The organism is Vreelandella neptunia (assembly GCF_022489065.1).
GTDB lineage: Bacteria > Pseudomonadota > Gammaproteobacteria > Pseudomonadales > Halomonadaceae > Vreelandella > Vreelandella neptunia_A.
The window spans coordinates 357,766-373,606 of sequence record NZ_JAKVTW010000001.1 but is presented as its reverse complement, the minus strand read 5'-3'; the positions used below and the strand labels follow the sequence as shown (position 1 = coordinate 373,606).

Genomic DNA, 15,841 nt, shown 5'->3' with positions numbered 1-15,841 from the left:
GATGATCGGATGGATTCTTTCAGCGACTCAGAGGGTGCGATCCCCTCTTGGTACGTTATTCAATGCAAAGGTGGGGAATCATTCCGCGCTGCGGAGCACCTCACTAATCAGGGATATGAGGTATTTCATCCTGTCTTGAACATCAAGCGCAAACGGCAAGGCAAACTGGTAACCGTTAACGAGCCGCTGTTCCCCTACTATCTGTTCATTCGTTTGGATCAAGTGGTGAGTAATTGGCGGCCTATTCGCTCAACGCGCGGTGTACTAAAGCTGCTCACCTTCGGTAATAGGCCAGTCGCAACCCCTGACGCTTTGATCGATGCCCTGCGCGCCCAGCCGCACCACCAAGACAATATCCATACTTACTTCAGCGCCGGTGAGAAAGTCACCATCACAGACGGCCCCTTTAAAGACCTTGAGGCTATCTTCACCCGATGCAAAGGCGAAGAGCGCGCCATCGTATTACTCAACGTGCTCAACCGGCCACAGCATTTGGAAGTACCGATGGAAACGTTAAGCAAGCTGTAGCGATACTCCTGCTAAGTGGAGGCAAAGTTGGCCACCTATCGACGCGCGTATGTTCCCGGCGGTAGCTACTTTTTCACGGTTGTCACCTACGCACGACAACCTCTCCTTGCGGATCGCTTGAATATCGAAGCCCTTGGCCGTGCCTTTCGTCGTGTTCGAGAAGAACGCCCCTTCGTCATGGACGCCTTCGTTCTACTCCCCGATCACATCCATTGCCTCTGGACGCTGCCAGAAGGCGATGCCGATTACTCCTCCCGCTGGAGAGACATCAAAAAGTACGCGTCAAAGGAATTTCTGTTTCCACCCGGCACTCAAAACGCTTGGCAACGCGGCTTCTGGGAACACGTCATTCGTGATGAAAACGACTGGCAGCGCCATATGGATTACATCCACTACAACCCCGTCAAACACGGCTGGACCAAATCACCCCAAGACTGGAAATGGTCAAGCTTCCATCAATGCGTGCAAAAAGGCTGGTACGAAAGCGACTGGGGCACCCAACAAGCCCCCAACGTAGCCGAGATGAATTGGGAATGATCTGCACTCGTAGCGCGTGGTAACGAGGCATGTGAGGAACGAACATCCGAGGCACCCGCGGGAGGCGGCGGAACGACGCCCAATGGCGCGGAACCAACTATGCCCACATCAGCTAACCCCGGCACCGCTTCGCGCTGCTTTCGCGGGTGCGCCGGGGGCTTACCACGCGCTACAAAACCACCGAAATCGAGTGATCGCGCATAGCGTAGCCCGCGATATAAAACCACCCAAAATCAGGTAATTGCACCCGTAGCGCGTGGTAACAAGGTTGTGAGGAACGAACATCCGAGGCACCCGCGAGTGGCGGCGGAACGACGCCCAGTGGCACGGAACCAACTATGCCCACATCAGCTAACCCCGGCACCGCTTCGCGCTGCTTTCGCGGGTGCGCCGGAGGCTTACCACGCGCTACAAAACCATCGAAATCGAGTAATCGCGCATACCGTAGCCCACGATATAAAACCCCAAAAAATCAGGCTAATGCACCCGTAGCGCGTGGTAACGAGGTTGTGAGGAACGAACATCCGAGGCACCCGCGGGAGGCGGCGGAACGACGCCCAGTGGCACGGAACCAACCCCGGCACCGCTGCGCGCTGCTTTCGCGGGTGCGCCGGAGGCTTACCACGCGCTACAAAACCACCGAAATCGAGTGATCGCACACACCATTACCGCGATACAAAACCACCCAAAATCAGTCAATTGCACCCGTAGCGCGTGGTAACGAGGTATGTGAGGAACGAACATCCGAGGCACCCGCGGGAGGCGGCGGAACGACGCCCAATGGCGCGGAACCAACCCCGGCACCGCTTCGCGCTGCTTTCGCGGGTGCGCCGTAGGCTTACCACGCGCTACAAAACTACTGAGACCGAGTAATCGCACATACCGTAGCCCGCGATTAAAAACCACCCAAAATCAGGCAAATGCACCCGTAGCGCGTGGTAACGAGGTTGTGAGGAACGAACATCCGAGGCACCCGCGAGTGGCGGCGGAACGACGCCCAATGGCGCGGAACCAAATATGCCCACATCAGCCAACCCCGGCACCGCTGCGCGCTGCTTTCGCGGGTGCGCCGGAGGCTTACCACGCGCTACAAAACCACTGAGATCGAGTGATCGCACAAACCGTATCAGCGATAAAAACCACCCAAAATCAGGCAAATGCACCGTAGCGCGTGGTAACGAGGTATGTGAGGAACGAACATCCGAGGCACCCGCGGGAGGCGGCGGAACGACGCCCAGTGGCACGGAACCAAATATGCTCACATCAGCCAACCCCGGCACCGCTGCGCGCTGCTTCCGCGGGTGCGCTTCGCTTACCACGCGCTACAAAAACCAAACAAGCTTAGGCAATTGCACATACCGTTGCTCATGAGCTCACGCGGTGTGTATCTGCCTAAACGTCATATCCTGCTTCGCGGGCGAGGATGTTGTTGGCTTTTAACCAACCTTCTATGTGGCCGCAATCGAAGGTACGGCCGTTCATGCGGAAAGCTTGTACCTCGTTCCCTTCTTTCATTAACCGATCAATCGCATCGGTCAGTTGAATTTCATTACCGGCACCTGGGGGTTGGTCGCTTAATAGCTCCATGATGCGGTAAGGCAGTACATAACGCCCGATTACCGAAAGGCGTGAAGGTGCGTCGCTGGGCTTGGGCTTTTCTACCACGCCGCGCATAGTGGCGCTTTCACCTGCACGGGGCTCACTGCCCCCACAATCGACGATGCCGTAGCGGTATACTTCTTCCTCTGGCACAGCCTCGACCATAATTTGCGCGGCACTGCTTGCATCCCAGCGCTTCACCATATCACCAAGGTCGCAAACCTGGCTTCTCGCCTGAGGCTTGACCAGCACATCTGGCAGGATCACGGCGAAAGGCTCGTCCTTTTCCAGCAAATGGAGAGCGCAAAATACGGCGTGCCCCAGCCCCTTGGCATTAGGTTGCCGTACGCTGGTAATTTTCAGGTGTGGCGGTGCAATGGCAGCCAAGGTCTTTAGCAGGTCATCTTTCCCCTTATTTGCCAGGGAGTCTTCCAGTTCCGCATGCGCATCGAAGTGATCTTCAATGGAGGACTTACCTGAGCGTGTGACTAAAATAATTTCATTGATGCCCGCTGCCAACGCCTCTTCCACCACATGCTGAATCAGTGGCCGGTCAACCACGGGCACCATTTCTTTAGGGATTGATTTACTGATAGGCAACAAACGTGTGCCAAAACCTGCTACTGGAATAATCGCTTTACGCAGTTGCTTCATCACTTGATTCCTTAATATTTATATTACTAACGCCACTCACCAATTTTGTGCAGCAGCTGTTCGGTACTCGGATCACTCACCAAATCTTGCTCGCTAGAGTTACCTGTCATGGTGTTGAAAAGCGTCGTCGCCAATTTTTTGCCCAGCTCCACGCCCGGCTGATCAAACGGATTAAGGTTCCACAATACTGATTGTACAAACACCTTATGTTCGTATAACGCAATAAGCGCCCCCAGGCTCCAAGCGTCTAGCTGCTTCAATAATAAAAGTGAATTGGGCTGATTACCGCGATAACCCTGGGCCATGTGGCCGCGCAACCCGGCGGGGATCGCATCATCCCCTAGCGCGAAAAGCTGTGCCTGGGCTAAACAGTTGGCGAGCGTCAACTGCTCCTGAGCGGCCAGCGAATCCTTCACTGCTTGGGGGGCATCCACTTCACGACTGGCCACCGCAACAAAATCTGCACTCACCGTATGCCCACCCTGATGCAGCAGTTGATAAAACGCGTGCTGGGCATTTGGCCCAACATCTCCCCAAATGATGGGACAAGTAGCATGGGCCACTGAGCGACCATCGAGGCTCACGCTTTTACCGTTCGATTCCATTTCTAATTGCTGCAAGTAAGCAGGCAAGCTTTTTAAGCGGCCATCATAAGGCAGCACCGCATGGGTAGAAATATTCAAAAACTGGCAGTTCCAAGCGCCGACTAATGCGACCAAAACAGGTAAGTTTTCAATCAGTGGCGTTTCCAGGAAATGGCGGTCCATCGCGTGCGCGCCTTCAAGCAACGCATTAAAGCTCTCCATTCCGAGCTGCATCGCTACGCTGACGCCAATCGGCGACCACAACGAAAAACGCCCACCAATCCAATCTTTGAAGACCAGTTGATGAGCGTCAGGAATACCAAATTCGGTCATATTGTCAGGCTTTGAAGACACCCCTATCAGTTGATATCGGCATACCGTCGGCATATCAACTTCAAGTGACTCACTCAACCACGTCAACGCAGTACGAATATTGAATTGGGTGTCCGCTGTGGTAAACGATTTAGAAGCCAGCACCAAGAGCGTAGTGGCAGGATTCAACCGCTCCATTAGCGGCAACAACTGAGCGCCATCCATACTTGAAACATAATGGACATCAACGTGAGTATGGCTTGGGCGATCTGCCAGCGCCTCACTGATCATTTTTGGCCCTAAATCTGAACCGCCAACGCCAATATGCACCACATCGGTGATTGATTGCCCCGTGGCACCAAACCAATCGCCTCGATGTAAGCGCTCGACCATCTCGGTAAGACGTAACCGCTGGTGCTGGCAAAAATCGACCGCTGACTCCATGCCGTTAGGAGGGGCAATCCCCGCAGGCCAACGCGCCGCCATATGCAAAGCAGAACGCCGCTCGGAAGTATTCATTTTTTTGCCCGCGAACAACGCCTGGCGTTTCGCTTCCAACCCGCAGCTTTGCGCCCAATCGACTAATAATGAAAGCGTTTCCTGGGTGATGCGCTGCTTGCTCAGATCCAGATGCAGCGACCCCAGGGTAAACGCCAAAGCGCTCGCCCGCTCACGAGCGGAGGGCGAACTGGCGCCGATTAGGTCGCTTAACGACTGCGATTGTAAATGCTCTGCGTGGGCATGTAGTGCGTTAACAGGGGTATAAAGGCGATGACTAACAGCAGTTAATGAGGCGTTCATGACATCTCTTCCTTGATGATGGCTGGGTACTAACCGTTATCCCTTTACTAGCAAACTCCAGGCCAGCCAGGCTTCCTTTACATTTAACTACATAGCTTACAGTATGATGACATTAAAACGTACGTACAAATTATTCCTGTGAGCTAGGCTTAGCTGCGCCAAATTTGTACACACTGCACAATATTGGCACAGCCGCGCGATGCAAAAACCACCCAAAATCAACCTACGACACACTCCTAAGCAGGTGGTGACTACCCTTTCAACACACCCGCTAGCAATGCGGTCGCATTCTCGATCAGCTCATCCAAGTGCTGTTCGCCTTTGAAACTCTCCGCATAGATTTTATAGAGCGACTCCGTACCGCTCGGACGAGCAGCAAACCAACCGTTTTCGGTGGTCACTTTAATGCCCCCAATAGCAGCACCATTGCCCGGCGCGTTAACCAACACCGCCGTGATAGCGTCGCCCGCCAGGGTTTGCTCCGTCACGCTTTCGGCGGTTAGGTTTTTAAACGCTGCTTTTTGTTCAGCCGAGCAAGGGGTATCAACGCGCTTGTAGAAAGGCTCGCCAAATCGCTCCGTGAGCGTACGATAGTACTCGCTAGGGGCTTTACCGGTGACCGACATGATCTCTGCCGCCAGTAAGCACAGCACAATGCCGTCTTTATCGGTGGACCACGCCTTGCCCTCACGGGTCAGCAAACTAGCGCCAGCGCTCTCTTCCCCGCCGAAGGCCAACCAGCCCTCGTGAAGGCCTTCTACGAACCACTTAAAGCCTACGGGCACCTCATAAAGCTCACGGCCATGAGACGCAACCACGCGGTCAATCATCGAAGAGGAGACCAGTGTCTTACCGATTTTTAAGCTGGCTGACCACTCCGGCCGATGAGTAATTAGATAATCGATACAAACGGCCAAGAAGTGGTTCGGGTTCATCAAGCCATTAGCATCAACAATGCCATGGCGATCGGCATCTGGGTCGTTGCCGAACGCAATATCGAACCGGTTCTTGATCTTGAGCAGATTGGCCATCGCTGCCGAGCTTGAGCAATCCATACGGATTTTGCCGTCGTGATCTGGCGGCATAAAAGCAAACTGTGGGTCTATCGACGTATTAACCACATCAAGATTCAATTTATAGTGGGCAACAATGGCTTGCCATACCGGCAAGGCAGTGCCCCCCATGGGGTCAACGCCCAGCGCCAGATTGGCTTGTTGAATAGTGCCCATATCAACCACGCTTGCCAGTTGAGCCACATAATGGGCCGTGAAGTCATACTGCTGGGCATGAGCAATGGCTTCTTCAACCGGCACGGTGGGTACATCTTCTAACTTGCGCAACAGATATGCGTTAGCGCGCAATTCAATCCAACCGGTGGCATCGGTATCTGCCGGGCCGCCGTGATACGGGTTGTATTTAATACCGCCATCTTCTGGAGGATTATGAGAAGGGGTAATAATCAACCCGTCCGCCAATCCTGCGCCTGGCATCCCCTCATCGTGATGACGGTTGTGCTGCAAAATCGCATGACTGACCAGAGGTGTCGCGGTATAGCCGTGCCCTTTCTCAACAAACACGGGCACATTATTGGCAGCTAACACTTGTAGCGCACACTCCCAAGCAGGCCGGGAAAGCGCATGAGTATCAAAGGCCAAAAACAGCGGGCCCTGATAGCCCGCTTGGAGCCGGTAATCAATCACAGCCTGGGTTATGGCATAAATATGCGCTTGGTTAAAAGTACGCTTGATCGAGCTGCCGCGGTGACCAGAAGTGCCGAACGCTACGCGCTCAGCCGCATTGGCGGCATCCGGTCTTTCCTCAAAAAATGCTTTCGTGATGACATCCATTTCCTTCTCCCTTGCACAGTACAGTCGACAATTATTCTTAAGCAAGCGCATCCGCTATTTGCCTAGCACACGCTTGTGCCTGGCTTGCATTAACGGCTTCCACCATGACACGAATCAACGGCTCGGTGCCCGATTTGCGCAGCAGTACACGGCCGTTATTACCCAATTCCGCATCGACTTGAGCGACCGCCGCTTTAACGTTAGCAGTTTCCAGTGGATTGACACCTTCCTGGGCAACATAGCGAACGTTGATCAGTGTTTGAGGTAATTTTTCCATGCCCTGCTTGGCTTGAAACAGCGTAGTGCCCTGCTGCAGCAAACAGGTTAAAACACGCAGTGAAGCAATAATGGCATCGCCCGTAGAGGCGTGGTCCAAGCTGAGAAGATGACCAGACCCTTCGCCGCCCAACCGCCATCCATTAACGTGCAGCTGTTCCATGACGTAACGGTCGCCCACCTTCGCACGCAGAAAGGGAACCTCCAGCTTTGCTAACGCCTGCTCCAAGCCTAAATTACTCATCTGGGTGCCTACCACTCCACCCGTATAGCCTGCTGCTTTGGCATCTTTTGCCAACAGGTAAAGAAGCTCATCACCATCGACCACACAGCCAGTGTGATCAACCATCATCAGGCGATCCGCATCGCCATCTAACGCAATACCCAAGTCAGCTTGGTGTTCAACCACCGCCGCCCTCACGCTCTGCATAGAGGTAGCGCTACACTGCTCATTGATATTCACCCCATTCGGCGCGTCGTGGATGCTAATAACGGTGGCACCCAACTCACGATACACCGCAGGCGCCACCTTATAAGCCGCGCCATTAGCGGAGTCGACGACAATTTTCAGCCCGTTAAGGCTCAAATGCCCCGGCAGGTTAGCCTTGCAGTATTCGGTATAGCGGCCAGCGGCATCATCAATACGGCGTGCCTTACCTAGCTTGTCGGAACTCACACACGTCATCCCGCCATCCATAGCCACCTCTAACCAGCGCTCAATTTCCTGCTCCTGAACGTCGGTTAGCTTATGACCACCCTGGGCGAAAATCTTAATCCCATTATCATCAAACGGGTTATGCGAAGCGCTGATCACAACGCCTGCATCCGCACGAAAGGTAGAGGTTAAGTAGGCCACGCCTGGCGTTGGTAATGGCCCGACCAGGGCAACGTTGACACCCGCCGATGAAAACCCCGCTTCTAATGCAGACTCCAGCATATAGCCACTGGCGCGGGTATCTTTACCAATCAGTACTTCTTTAACCCCTTCAGCGCCCAATACCTGACCCGCTGCCCAGCCGAGCTTCATGGCAAAATCAGCGGTCATCGGGAATACACCAACACGACCACGCACACCATCCGTGCCAAAATATTTACGCATAACTAAAGCAACCTAAAAAGTGAAGGGTGAATACATAAAATGAAGTGATCACTATCGCGTAGTAACGATGAATGCGAGTTTGCGAGAATTAATAGGCACCCGCGAGCGGCATCGAAACGACGCTCATAAGCACTCAACTTAATCTGCATGCACGTACCCCTAGCGCGTGGTAACGAATCTCGCGAGGCACGAGCGAATGAGGCACCCGCGAGAGGCATCGAAACGACGCTCATAGTCACTCAACTTAAACGGTATGCACATACCCGTAGCACGTATATGGACTCCTCCTCGCTTGCAAGCACAAAAGGTCATGGCGGCAATGTCGACTGCTAGCGTATATCCGGTCTCGTCAAAGATGCCTAACGTGTGGGCATCGGACCTTAATGGGCTATTCGCACGCCGGGTACCCGCAGGGTAAACGAGCTTTTATGCTCTACGCGCTACACGGTATGGCCCGGCGTCGGTTCGACCTGTTCGCCATCTCTCTTGTGGTGTTGCAATCGGGGTGGTGGGAACACTGGTTAAATGTTGCTGACCACGTCGCCTGCTTACGCCGCGGCGGCCAACGCAGGGTTATACGGCACCTCGTAACGCGTGACGGCCCACGCCATGCGCGCTGTTTTGTTGGCTAGCGCCACAATCGCCACGTTACGATGTTTGCGCACGGCAAGATGCTTGATCCACTGACTAAGCCCGTCGTCTTGCCTGACGGCAAAACGCAGCACCGCTCGTGCGCCATGGACCAGCAGCTTTCGTAGATAGCTGTTGCCACGCTTACTAATCCCCAACAGGCGCTCTCGTCCGCCCGTGCTGTGTTGACGCGGGGTCAGCCCTAGTGAGGCGGCAAAGTCGCGTCCACGCTTATAGATAGCGCCATCACCCAGCACGCCCGATAACGCACTGGCGGTAATGGGGCCAATGCCGCGCAGGGTCATTAAGCGCTTGGCGACCGGGTCGGTGTTGGCATGCGTTTCAATGGTAGTGGTGAGCTGCTCAACGCGCTCATCTAAATAGCGTAGGTCATCTGCTAAATCGGCCAACAAGCGGCGAAAGCGGTCACTGAGCCCGTTGGTGGCATCCTCCAGCCAGAGAGGTAGCGCCCGCCGTAACTGCTGGATACCCGCGGGGGTAATAAAGCCATACTCACCGACGAGGCCACGGATTTGATTGGCCTTCGCCGTGCGTTGATGAATCAGCTCTTCGCGTATCCGGTGAGTGGCTTGGCAGTCCTGTTGATCAACGGTTTTAACGGCGACAAAGCGCATCGTGGGACGGCCTAATGCCTCGCAAATGGCTTCGGCATCTGCCCGATCATTTTTATTCGTTTTAACGTAAGGCTTCACGAACTGGGCCGCTATCAGCTTTACCTGGTAACCCCGTGCTTTAAGTTCCCGTGCCCAATAATGAGCGGAAGCACAGGCTTCCATGCCAATGATGGCACCTTGAGGAACACGCCGACAGACAGCCTCCAACCACTTGGCCCGGGAATATTTACCCCGCCATTGAGGCTTCTCATGCCGGTCAACGCCATGCACGTGAAAGACAGACTTTGCGATATCCACACCAACTCGACTAATGTTCATATGGGCTTCTCCTGACTCTCAAGCTGATAGTTTTCCAACCACCTACCAGTATGGCGCACTGACGCCGGAGTAGGGTGAGGAGGAGTCCATCCCATTGGGTAACGAATCTCGCGAGGCACGAGCGAATGAGGCACCCGCGAGAGGCAACGAAACGACGCTCATAGGCGCTCACCTTAAACGGCATACACATACCCGTAGCGCGTGGTAACGAATCTCGCGAGGCACGAGCGAATGAGGCACCCGCGAGAGGCAACGAAACGACACTCATGGGCACTCAACTTAATCTGCATGCACATACCCGTAGCGCGTGGTAACGAATCTCGCGAGGCACGAGCGAATGAGGCACCCGCGAGCGGTGCCACAATGGCGCCCACTGGCACTACTCTACCGTCACACTCTTAGCAAGATTGCGCGGCTTATCCACATCCGTACCCTTCACCAATGCCACATGATAGGAAAGCAACTGCAGCGCCACCACATGCAACACAGGCGAAAGAAGACCGTAATGCTCAGGCATCTGCAAAACATGCACACCTTCGGATGACTTCACCGAGCTACCGCCGTCAGCAAATACATACAGCTGGCCACCACGGGCGCTGACTTCCTGCATGTTGGCTTTAAGTTTCTCCAACATCTCATCGTTAGGCGCCACTACCACCACAGGCATTTCTGAATCGACCAGTGCCAAAGGGCCGTGCTTTAACTCACCCGCGGGATAAGCTTCCGCATGAATGTAAGAGATCTCTTTAAGCTTCAGCGCCCCTTCAAGGGCAATGGGGTAATGCCGCCCACGACCTAAAAACAGAGCATGATGTTTATTAGCAAAATGCATCGCCCACGCTTTAATGCTGGGCTCTAACGCCAACACCTTATCAACCGCAATGGGCAAGTGGCGGAGCTCATCAAGGTAGGCTTTTTCATTTGCTTCACTTAGCCGCTGTTTAGCTTTCGCCAGCAACAGGGTCAGCAGAAATAGTGCACTAAGCTGAGTGGTAAATGCCTTGGTAGAAGCCACGCCAATTTCCGGCCCGGCGCGGGTAATAAAGCGCAGCGCGGTTTCACGTATAATGGCCGACTCTGGAACGTTGCAGATCGCCAGCGTGAACGCGTGGCCCTGTGCTTTCGCATGATGTAGCGCGGCAAGGGTGTCGGCGGTTTCGCCGGATTGAGAAATCACCACCACCAACTGCTTAGGGTTAGGCACGCTTTGGCGGTAGCGATACTCACTGGCAATTTCGACGTTACAGGCAATACCCGCTACCTGCTCAATCCAGTACTTCGCCGTCATGCCCGCATAGCTGGAGGTGCCGCAGGCAATAATCAGTACGGAATCCACCTGATTAAAGATATCGGCAGCTTCGGCGCCAAAAATACCCGGCAGCAGTTGCCCCGCCCCACTAATCATTTCCAGCGTATTACTTAACGCCTGGGGCTGCTCAAAGATCTCTTTCTGCATATAGTGACTGTAATCACCTAGCTCCACTGCGTTTGCATTCAGGCTAGAAATGACCACTTCACGCGTAACAGGCTGCCCGATCTTATCCATCACCGCCACGGCATCACGGCTTAAACGGGCCACATCCCCGTTTTCCAGGTACATCATCCGCTTGGTAACCGAGAGCAATGCGGAAGCATCTGAGGCGGCGTAGTGCCCATCATCCGCAATACCCAGCATTAACGGCGAGCCTTCGCGAGCCACTACCACGCACTCTGGCTCTTCCTCGCTAATTACTGCCAACGCGAAAGCACCTTTCAAGTGTTTAACAGCACACTGCACCGCAGAAAACAGATTTTCCGCCGGTTCGCCAATCTGGCCTTTAAAGCAGGCTTGAACAAGATGGGCGATCGTCTCGGTGTCGGTATCCGAGGTGAACACATACCCCAAACCCTGCAGCTTTTCGCGCAGCGCTTCGTAGTTCTCAATAATGCCGTTATGGACGACCGCTAAACCACCCGAAATATGCGGATGGGCGTTGCGCTCGGCAGGAACACCGTGAGTAGCCCAACGGGTATGAGCGATACCCACGCTACCGGTTAAACCTTCTTGCGCCACCTTCGCAGCCAACTCGGCAACACGCCCCTTGGAACGCGCACGCTGCAAGCCAGTTACACCCCCACTTGATAATAGCGCTAACCCTGCGGAATCGTAGCCGCGGTACTCTAGTGTTGCGAGCCCTTCAAGTAAAAAGGGAGTGCTATCCTTTGCGCTCACCGCGCCGACTATCCCACACATAGTATTTTCACCGGCAGTTAATCGTTAATATTAACGGCTAATGTATCTTATTGTAACGACCAAAGCGAGATAAGCACCCATGTTAGTTTGGCCGTAACGCCTTAATGGCCCCATACCAAAAAGTAGGGGTTGAGCTTTTCGCTGGGATTGGCATAGCTAAGTGCAGCGCCTTCCAGCGTTTCTACCCGGCCACCCGCTTCAAGCACTACGGCATGAGCAGCGCCGGTGTCCCATAAGCAGGTAGGACCCAAGCGCGGATAGGCATCAGCAAACCCTTCAGCGATGATGCACAGTTTCAGCGAGCTGCCCATCGGCAGCATGGTGTGCTCACCCAACTGCTCAAGCCACGCGGCTAAATCTGGGCTCGGGTGTGAACGGCTGCCCACTACGCGCCACGAGGTACCCGGCTTCGGCTTGCCCGCCACAGTAATGGCCTTGCGCTCACCATTGGCTTCAATCTTGAATGCCCCCAGCCCCTGGGCAGCCACATAGCCAACATCCAGCGCAGGCGCGGTCACTACGCCCAGCACCGGCTTACCGTTTTCAATCAAAGCAATATTGACGGTGAACTCGCCGTTACGCTTGATAAACTCTTTGGTGCCATCAAGCGGGTCGACTAACCAGTAGCGGCCCTCGGCATCTGCACCGGAAAAGCCCTCAATATCTTCTTCAGAGAGAATCGGAATCTGCACCGACAGCGCCTGCAAACCGCGCACTATAACGTTGTGTGCCGCTTTGTCAGCCTCGGTCAGCGGGCTTTTATCTTCTTTCTCTTCCACGCTGAACTCACGGGCGTAAACACTCATAATCGCATCGCCCGCTTCACGAGCGATACCTTCAACGGCATCCAGCAGTGCTTGATCAATAACAGACATAGGGTTAGCAGACATAGGTTTATTCCTTGCATAAAAAAGCTGCCAAGCAGTGACCGATTTTGCCACTCCTTGACAGCCAATATATTCAATTTAGCTAATCATTCCGCGTTCGCGCAGTGCTGCGATCACGGCGTCGGCCGCTGCTTCCGCATCCATTTCGGATGTTTTCAAATGCACATCCGGCGTCTCAGGCGCTTCATAGGCGGAATCAATGCCAGTGAAGTTTTTCAGCTCTCCACGGCGGGCCTTTTTATAGAGGCCTTTCGGGTCACGCGCTTCAACGACATCCAGCGGAGCATCGACAAAAATCTCGATGAATTCGCCCGCTTCCAATAGATCCCTTGCCAGTTGGCGCTCGCTGCGGAAAGGCGATATAAACGCCGACATCACAATCAGTCCGGCATCCACCATCAGCTTGGCGGTTTCCGCCACACGGCGCACGTTTTCAACGCGGTCGGCATCGGTAAAGCCTAAATCACGGTTCAAACCGTGGCGCACGTTATCGCCATCCAGCAGATAGGTATGCTGGCCGTGGGCGAAGAGTTTCTTCTCGACCAGGTTAGCAATGGTCGATTTACCCGCCCCGGAAAGCCCTGTAAACCACAGCACGGCAGGCTTCTGGCCTTTGGCCAACGCACGTGCCTGCTTATCAATATCCACATGCTGCATATGAATATTCTGGCTACGCCGTAAGGCGAAGTGCAGCATGCCCGCGCCAACCGTATTGTTGGTCATACGGTCGATAAGAATAAAGCCGCCGGTATCGTGATTGTCTTTATAGGCATCAAAGGCAACGGCACGGTTAAGGCTTAGAGTACAAATACCAATACCGTTCAGATCAAGCTGCTTGCTCGCGGTGTGTTCCAGGGTATTCACATTGACCTGATACTTGATGTCCGTCACGGTCGCCGACACCGTTTGAGTGCCCAGCTTCATCAAGTAAGGGCGACCCGGCAACAGCGGCGCTTCGTGCATCCACACCAGGGTGGTTTCAAATTGGTCAGCGGTATGGGCGGGCTCATCTACGCCGGAAATCACATCGCCACGGGAAATATCGATTTCGTCTTCCAGCAGCAGCGTAATCGACTGCCCGGCGACGGCCTCTTCCAGGTCTCCATCCAGGGTATAAATCCGCGAGACAGTGCTGGTTTTGCCAGAGGGCTGAACGCGGATTTGATCGCCAGGGCGAACCACACCACTAGCCACCATGCCGGTAAAACCACGGAAATCCAGGTTGGGACGATTGACCCACTGCACAGGCATACGGAAGGGAGAGCGCTGAAGGTGCTCCGCATCCAGCTCGACCGTTTCCAGGTAACCCAACAGCGTCGTACCGTGGTACCACGGCATTTTGGCACTGTGTTCGATGACGTTGTCACCCTTCAGCGCCGACATAGGAATGAAGGTGATGTTCTCCAGTCCCAACTGTTTGGCGAAAACACGGTACTCTTCAACGATCTGATCAAAACGCGCTTTGGAGTAGTCGACCAAATCCATCTTGTTAATGGCCACCACCAAATGGCGCATGCCCATTAACGACATCAAAAAACTATGGCGGCGGGTTTGCGTCAAAATGCCGTGGCGTGCGTCGACCATCAAAATAGCCGCATCAGCAGTGGAAGCCCCAGTGACCATGTTGCGGGTATACTGCTCGTGCCCGGGGGTATCCGCCACGATGAACTTGCGCTTCTCGGTCGAGAAGAAACGATACGCCACATCAATGGTAATGCCCTGCTCGCGCTCTGCGGCCAAGCCATCCACCAGCAGCGCAAAATCCATCTCGCCGCCCTGGGTGCCGTATTTTTTTGAATCTGCTTCTATCGCTGCCAGTTGATCTTCAAATAGCAATTTGGACTCAAACAGCAGGCGGCCAATCAGGGTACTTTTGCCGTCGTCTACGCTGCCGCAAGTAATGAAGCGCAGCAAGCCCTTATGCTCGTGGGCTTTCAGGTAGCCTTCGATATCGTCAGCAATCAGGTCAGATGAGTGAGACATTAAAAGTACCCCTCTTGCTTTTTCTTCTCCATGGATGCCGCGCTATCGCTATCAATCACCCGGCCCTGGCGTTCCGATGTTTTGGTCAACAGCATTTCTTGAATAATGGCCGGCAAGGTATCCGCTTCTGATTCAACTGCACCGGTTAGCGGGTAACACCCCAATGTGCGAAAACGTACTTTACGCATCATGGGTACTTCACCCGGCTCTAACGGCATGCGCTCATCATCGACCATAATCAGCGCACCATCGCGCTCCACCACCGGCCGTTCAGCCGCATAGTAGAGCGGCACAATGGGGATGTTCTGCAGATAGATGTACTGCCAGATATCCAGCTCGGTCCAGTTAGAGATCGGGAATACGCGGATCGACTCTTTGCCATTCTTACGGGTGTTATAGAGCTTCCATAACTCCGGGCGCTGATTTTTAGGATCCCAGCGGTGCTGTGCAGTACGGAACGAAAAAATACGCTCCTTGGCGCGAGATTTTTCCTCATCGCGCCGAGCGCCGCCAAAGGCCGCATCAAAGCCGTACTTATCCAGCGCCTGCTTCAAGCCTTCGGTCTTCATTACATCGGTATGAATCGCCGAGCCGTGGGTAAACGGATTGATATCTTTTTCAATGCCTTCAGGATTGATATGCACCAGCAGATCCATACCAATCTCTTCCGCCATATTATCGCGGAAGTCATACATAGCCCGAAACTTCCAGCGGGTATCGACGTGCAGCAGTGGAAACGGCGGTGGCGAAGGAGCAAAGGCTTTGCGAGCCAAATGCAACATAACCGCAGAATCTTTACCAACGGAGTAAAGCATTACCGGGTTTTCAGTCTCGGCAACCACTTCGCGCATGATCTGAATGCTTTCCGCTTCCAGTCGCTGTAAATGGGTGAGTGATGTCATCATCTGTCCCAACAAT

The 15,841-nt window shown here is 54.1% G+C and carries 12 protein-coding genes; 2 read left to right on the top strand and 10 right to left on the bottom strand.

Annotated features, from left to right (window positions below; genetic code table 11):
* Positions 1-9: 9 nt before the first annotated feature.
* Positions 10-528, top strand: a complete 519-nt coding sequence (gene rfaH / locus MLE19_RS01680) for a transcription/translation regulatory transformer protein RfaH (RefSeq protein ID WP_240716343.1) — start codon at positions 10-12, stop codon at positions 526-528.
* Positions 529-555: 27 nt separating this feature from the next.
* Complete coding sequence (locus MLE19_RS01675; RefSeq protein ID WP_240716342.1) at positions 556-1,065, top strand: REP-associated tyrosine transposase; 510 nt, start codon at positions 556-558, stop codon at positions 1,063-1,065.
* An 848-nt stretch (positions 1,066-1,913) separates the two neighbouring features.
* On the opposite strand, the gene MLE19_RS01670 is transcribed toward MLE19_RS01675, so the two are convergent.
* The 10 genes from MLE19_RS01670 to cysD all read right to left on the bottom strand — a co-directional run bounded on the left by MLE19_RS01670 (position 1,914) and on the right by cysD (position 15,825).
* Positions 1,914-2,327, bottom strand: a complete 414-nt coding sequence (locus MLE19_RS01670; protein WP_240716341.1) for a hypothetical protein — start codon at positions 2,325-2,327, stop codon at positions 1,914-1,916.
* 130 nt (positions 2,328-2,457) lie between these two features.
* A complete protein-coding gene (locus tag MLE19_RS01665; protein WP_240716340.1) occupies positions 2,458-3,318 on the bottom strand; it encodes a UTP--glucose-1-phosphate uridylyltransferase in 861 nt (286 codons plus the stop codon).
* 26 nt (positions 3,319-3,344) lie between these two features.
* Positions 3,345-5,015: a glucose-6-phosphate isomerase gene (gene pgi / locus MLE19_RS01660; RefSeq protein ID WP_240716339.1), complete on the bottom strand. Its 1,671-nt coding sequence runs from the start codon at positions 5,013-5,015 to the stop codon at positions 3,345-3,347.
* A gap of 251 nt (positions 5,016-5,266) precedes the next feature.
* Positions 5,267-6,862: a phosphoglucomutase (alpha-D-glucose-1,6-bisphosphate-dependent) gene (pgm, locus tag MLE19_RS01655; RefSeq protein ID WP_240716338.1), complete on the bottom strand. Its 1,596-nt coding sequence runs from the start codon at positions 6,860-6,862 to the stop codon at positions 5,267-5,269.
* A gap of 37 nt (positions 6,863-6,899) precedes the next feature.
* Positions 6,900-8,237 carry a phosphoglucosamine mutase gene (gene glmM / locus MLE19_RS01650; RefSeq protein ID WP_240716337.1) on the bottom strand — a complete coding sequence of 446 codons (1,338 nt, stop codon included), beginning with the start codon at positions 8,235-8,237 and terminating at the stop codon, positions 6,900-6,902.
* A gap of 548 nt (positions 8,238-8,785) precedes the next feature.
* Positions 8,786-9,820, bottom strand: a complete 1,035-nt coding sequence (locus MLE19_RS01645; protein ID WP_240716336.1) for an IS110 family transposase — start codon at positions 9,818-9,820, stop codon at positions 8,786-8,788.
* Positions 9,821-10,199: 379 nt separating this feature from the next.
* Positions 10,200-12,053, bottom strand: a complete 1,854-nt coding sequence (glmS, locus tag MLE19_RS01640) for a glutamine--fructose-6-phosphate transaminase (isomerizing) (RefSeq protein ID WP_240716335.1) — start codon at positions 12,051-12,053, stop codon at positions 10,200-10,202.
* Between the two features lie 101 nt (positions 12,054-12,154).
* Positions 12,155-12,928 (bottom strand): 3'(2'),5'-bisphosphate nucleotidase CysQ, encoded by a 774-nt coding sequence (gene cysQ, locus MLE19_RS01635; protein WP_240716808.1) that lies wholly within the window; start codon positions 12,926-12,928, stop codon positions 12,155-12,157.
* Between the two features lie 90 nt (positions 12,929-13,018).
* Entirely contained in the window at positions 13,019-14,923 is a 1,905-nt protein-coding gene (gene cysN / locus MLE19_RS01630) for a sulfate adenylyltransferase subunit CysN (protein WP_240716334.1), read from the bottom strand.
* The gene (gene cysD, locus MLE19_RS01625; RefSeq protein WP_240716333.1) at positions 14,923-15,825 is read right to left on the bottom strand and encodes a sulfate adenylyltransferase subunit CysD; all 903 of its coding nucleotides are present in this window, start codon (positions 15,823-15,825) and stop codon (positions 14,923-14,925) included. Before cysD ends, cysN begins: the two co-directional genes overlap by 1 nt.
* Positions 15,826-15,841 lie beyond the last annotated feature (16 nt).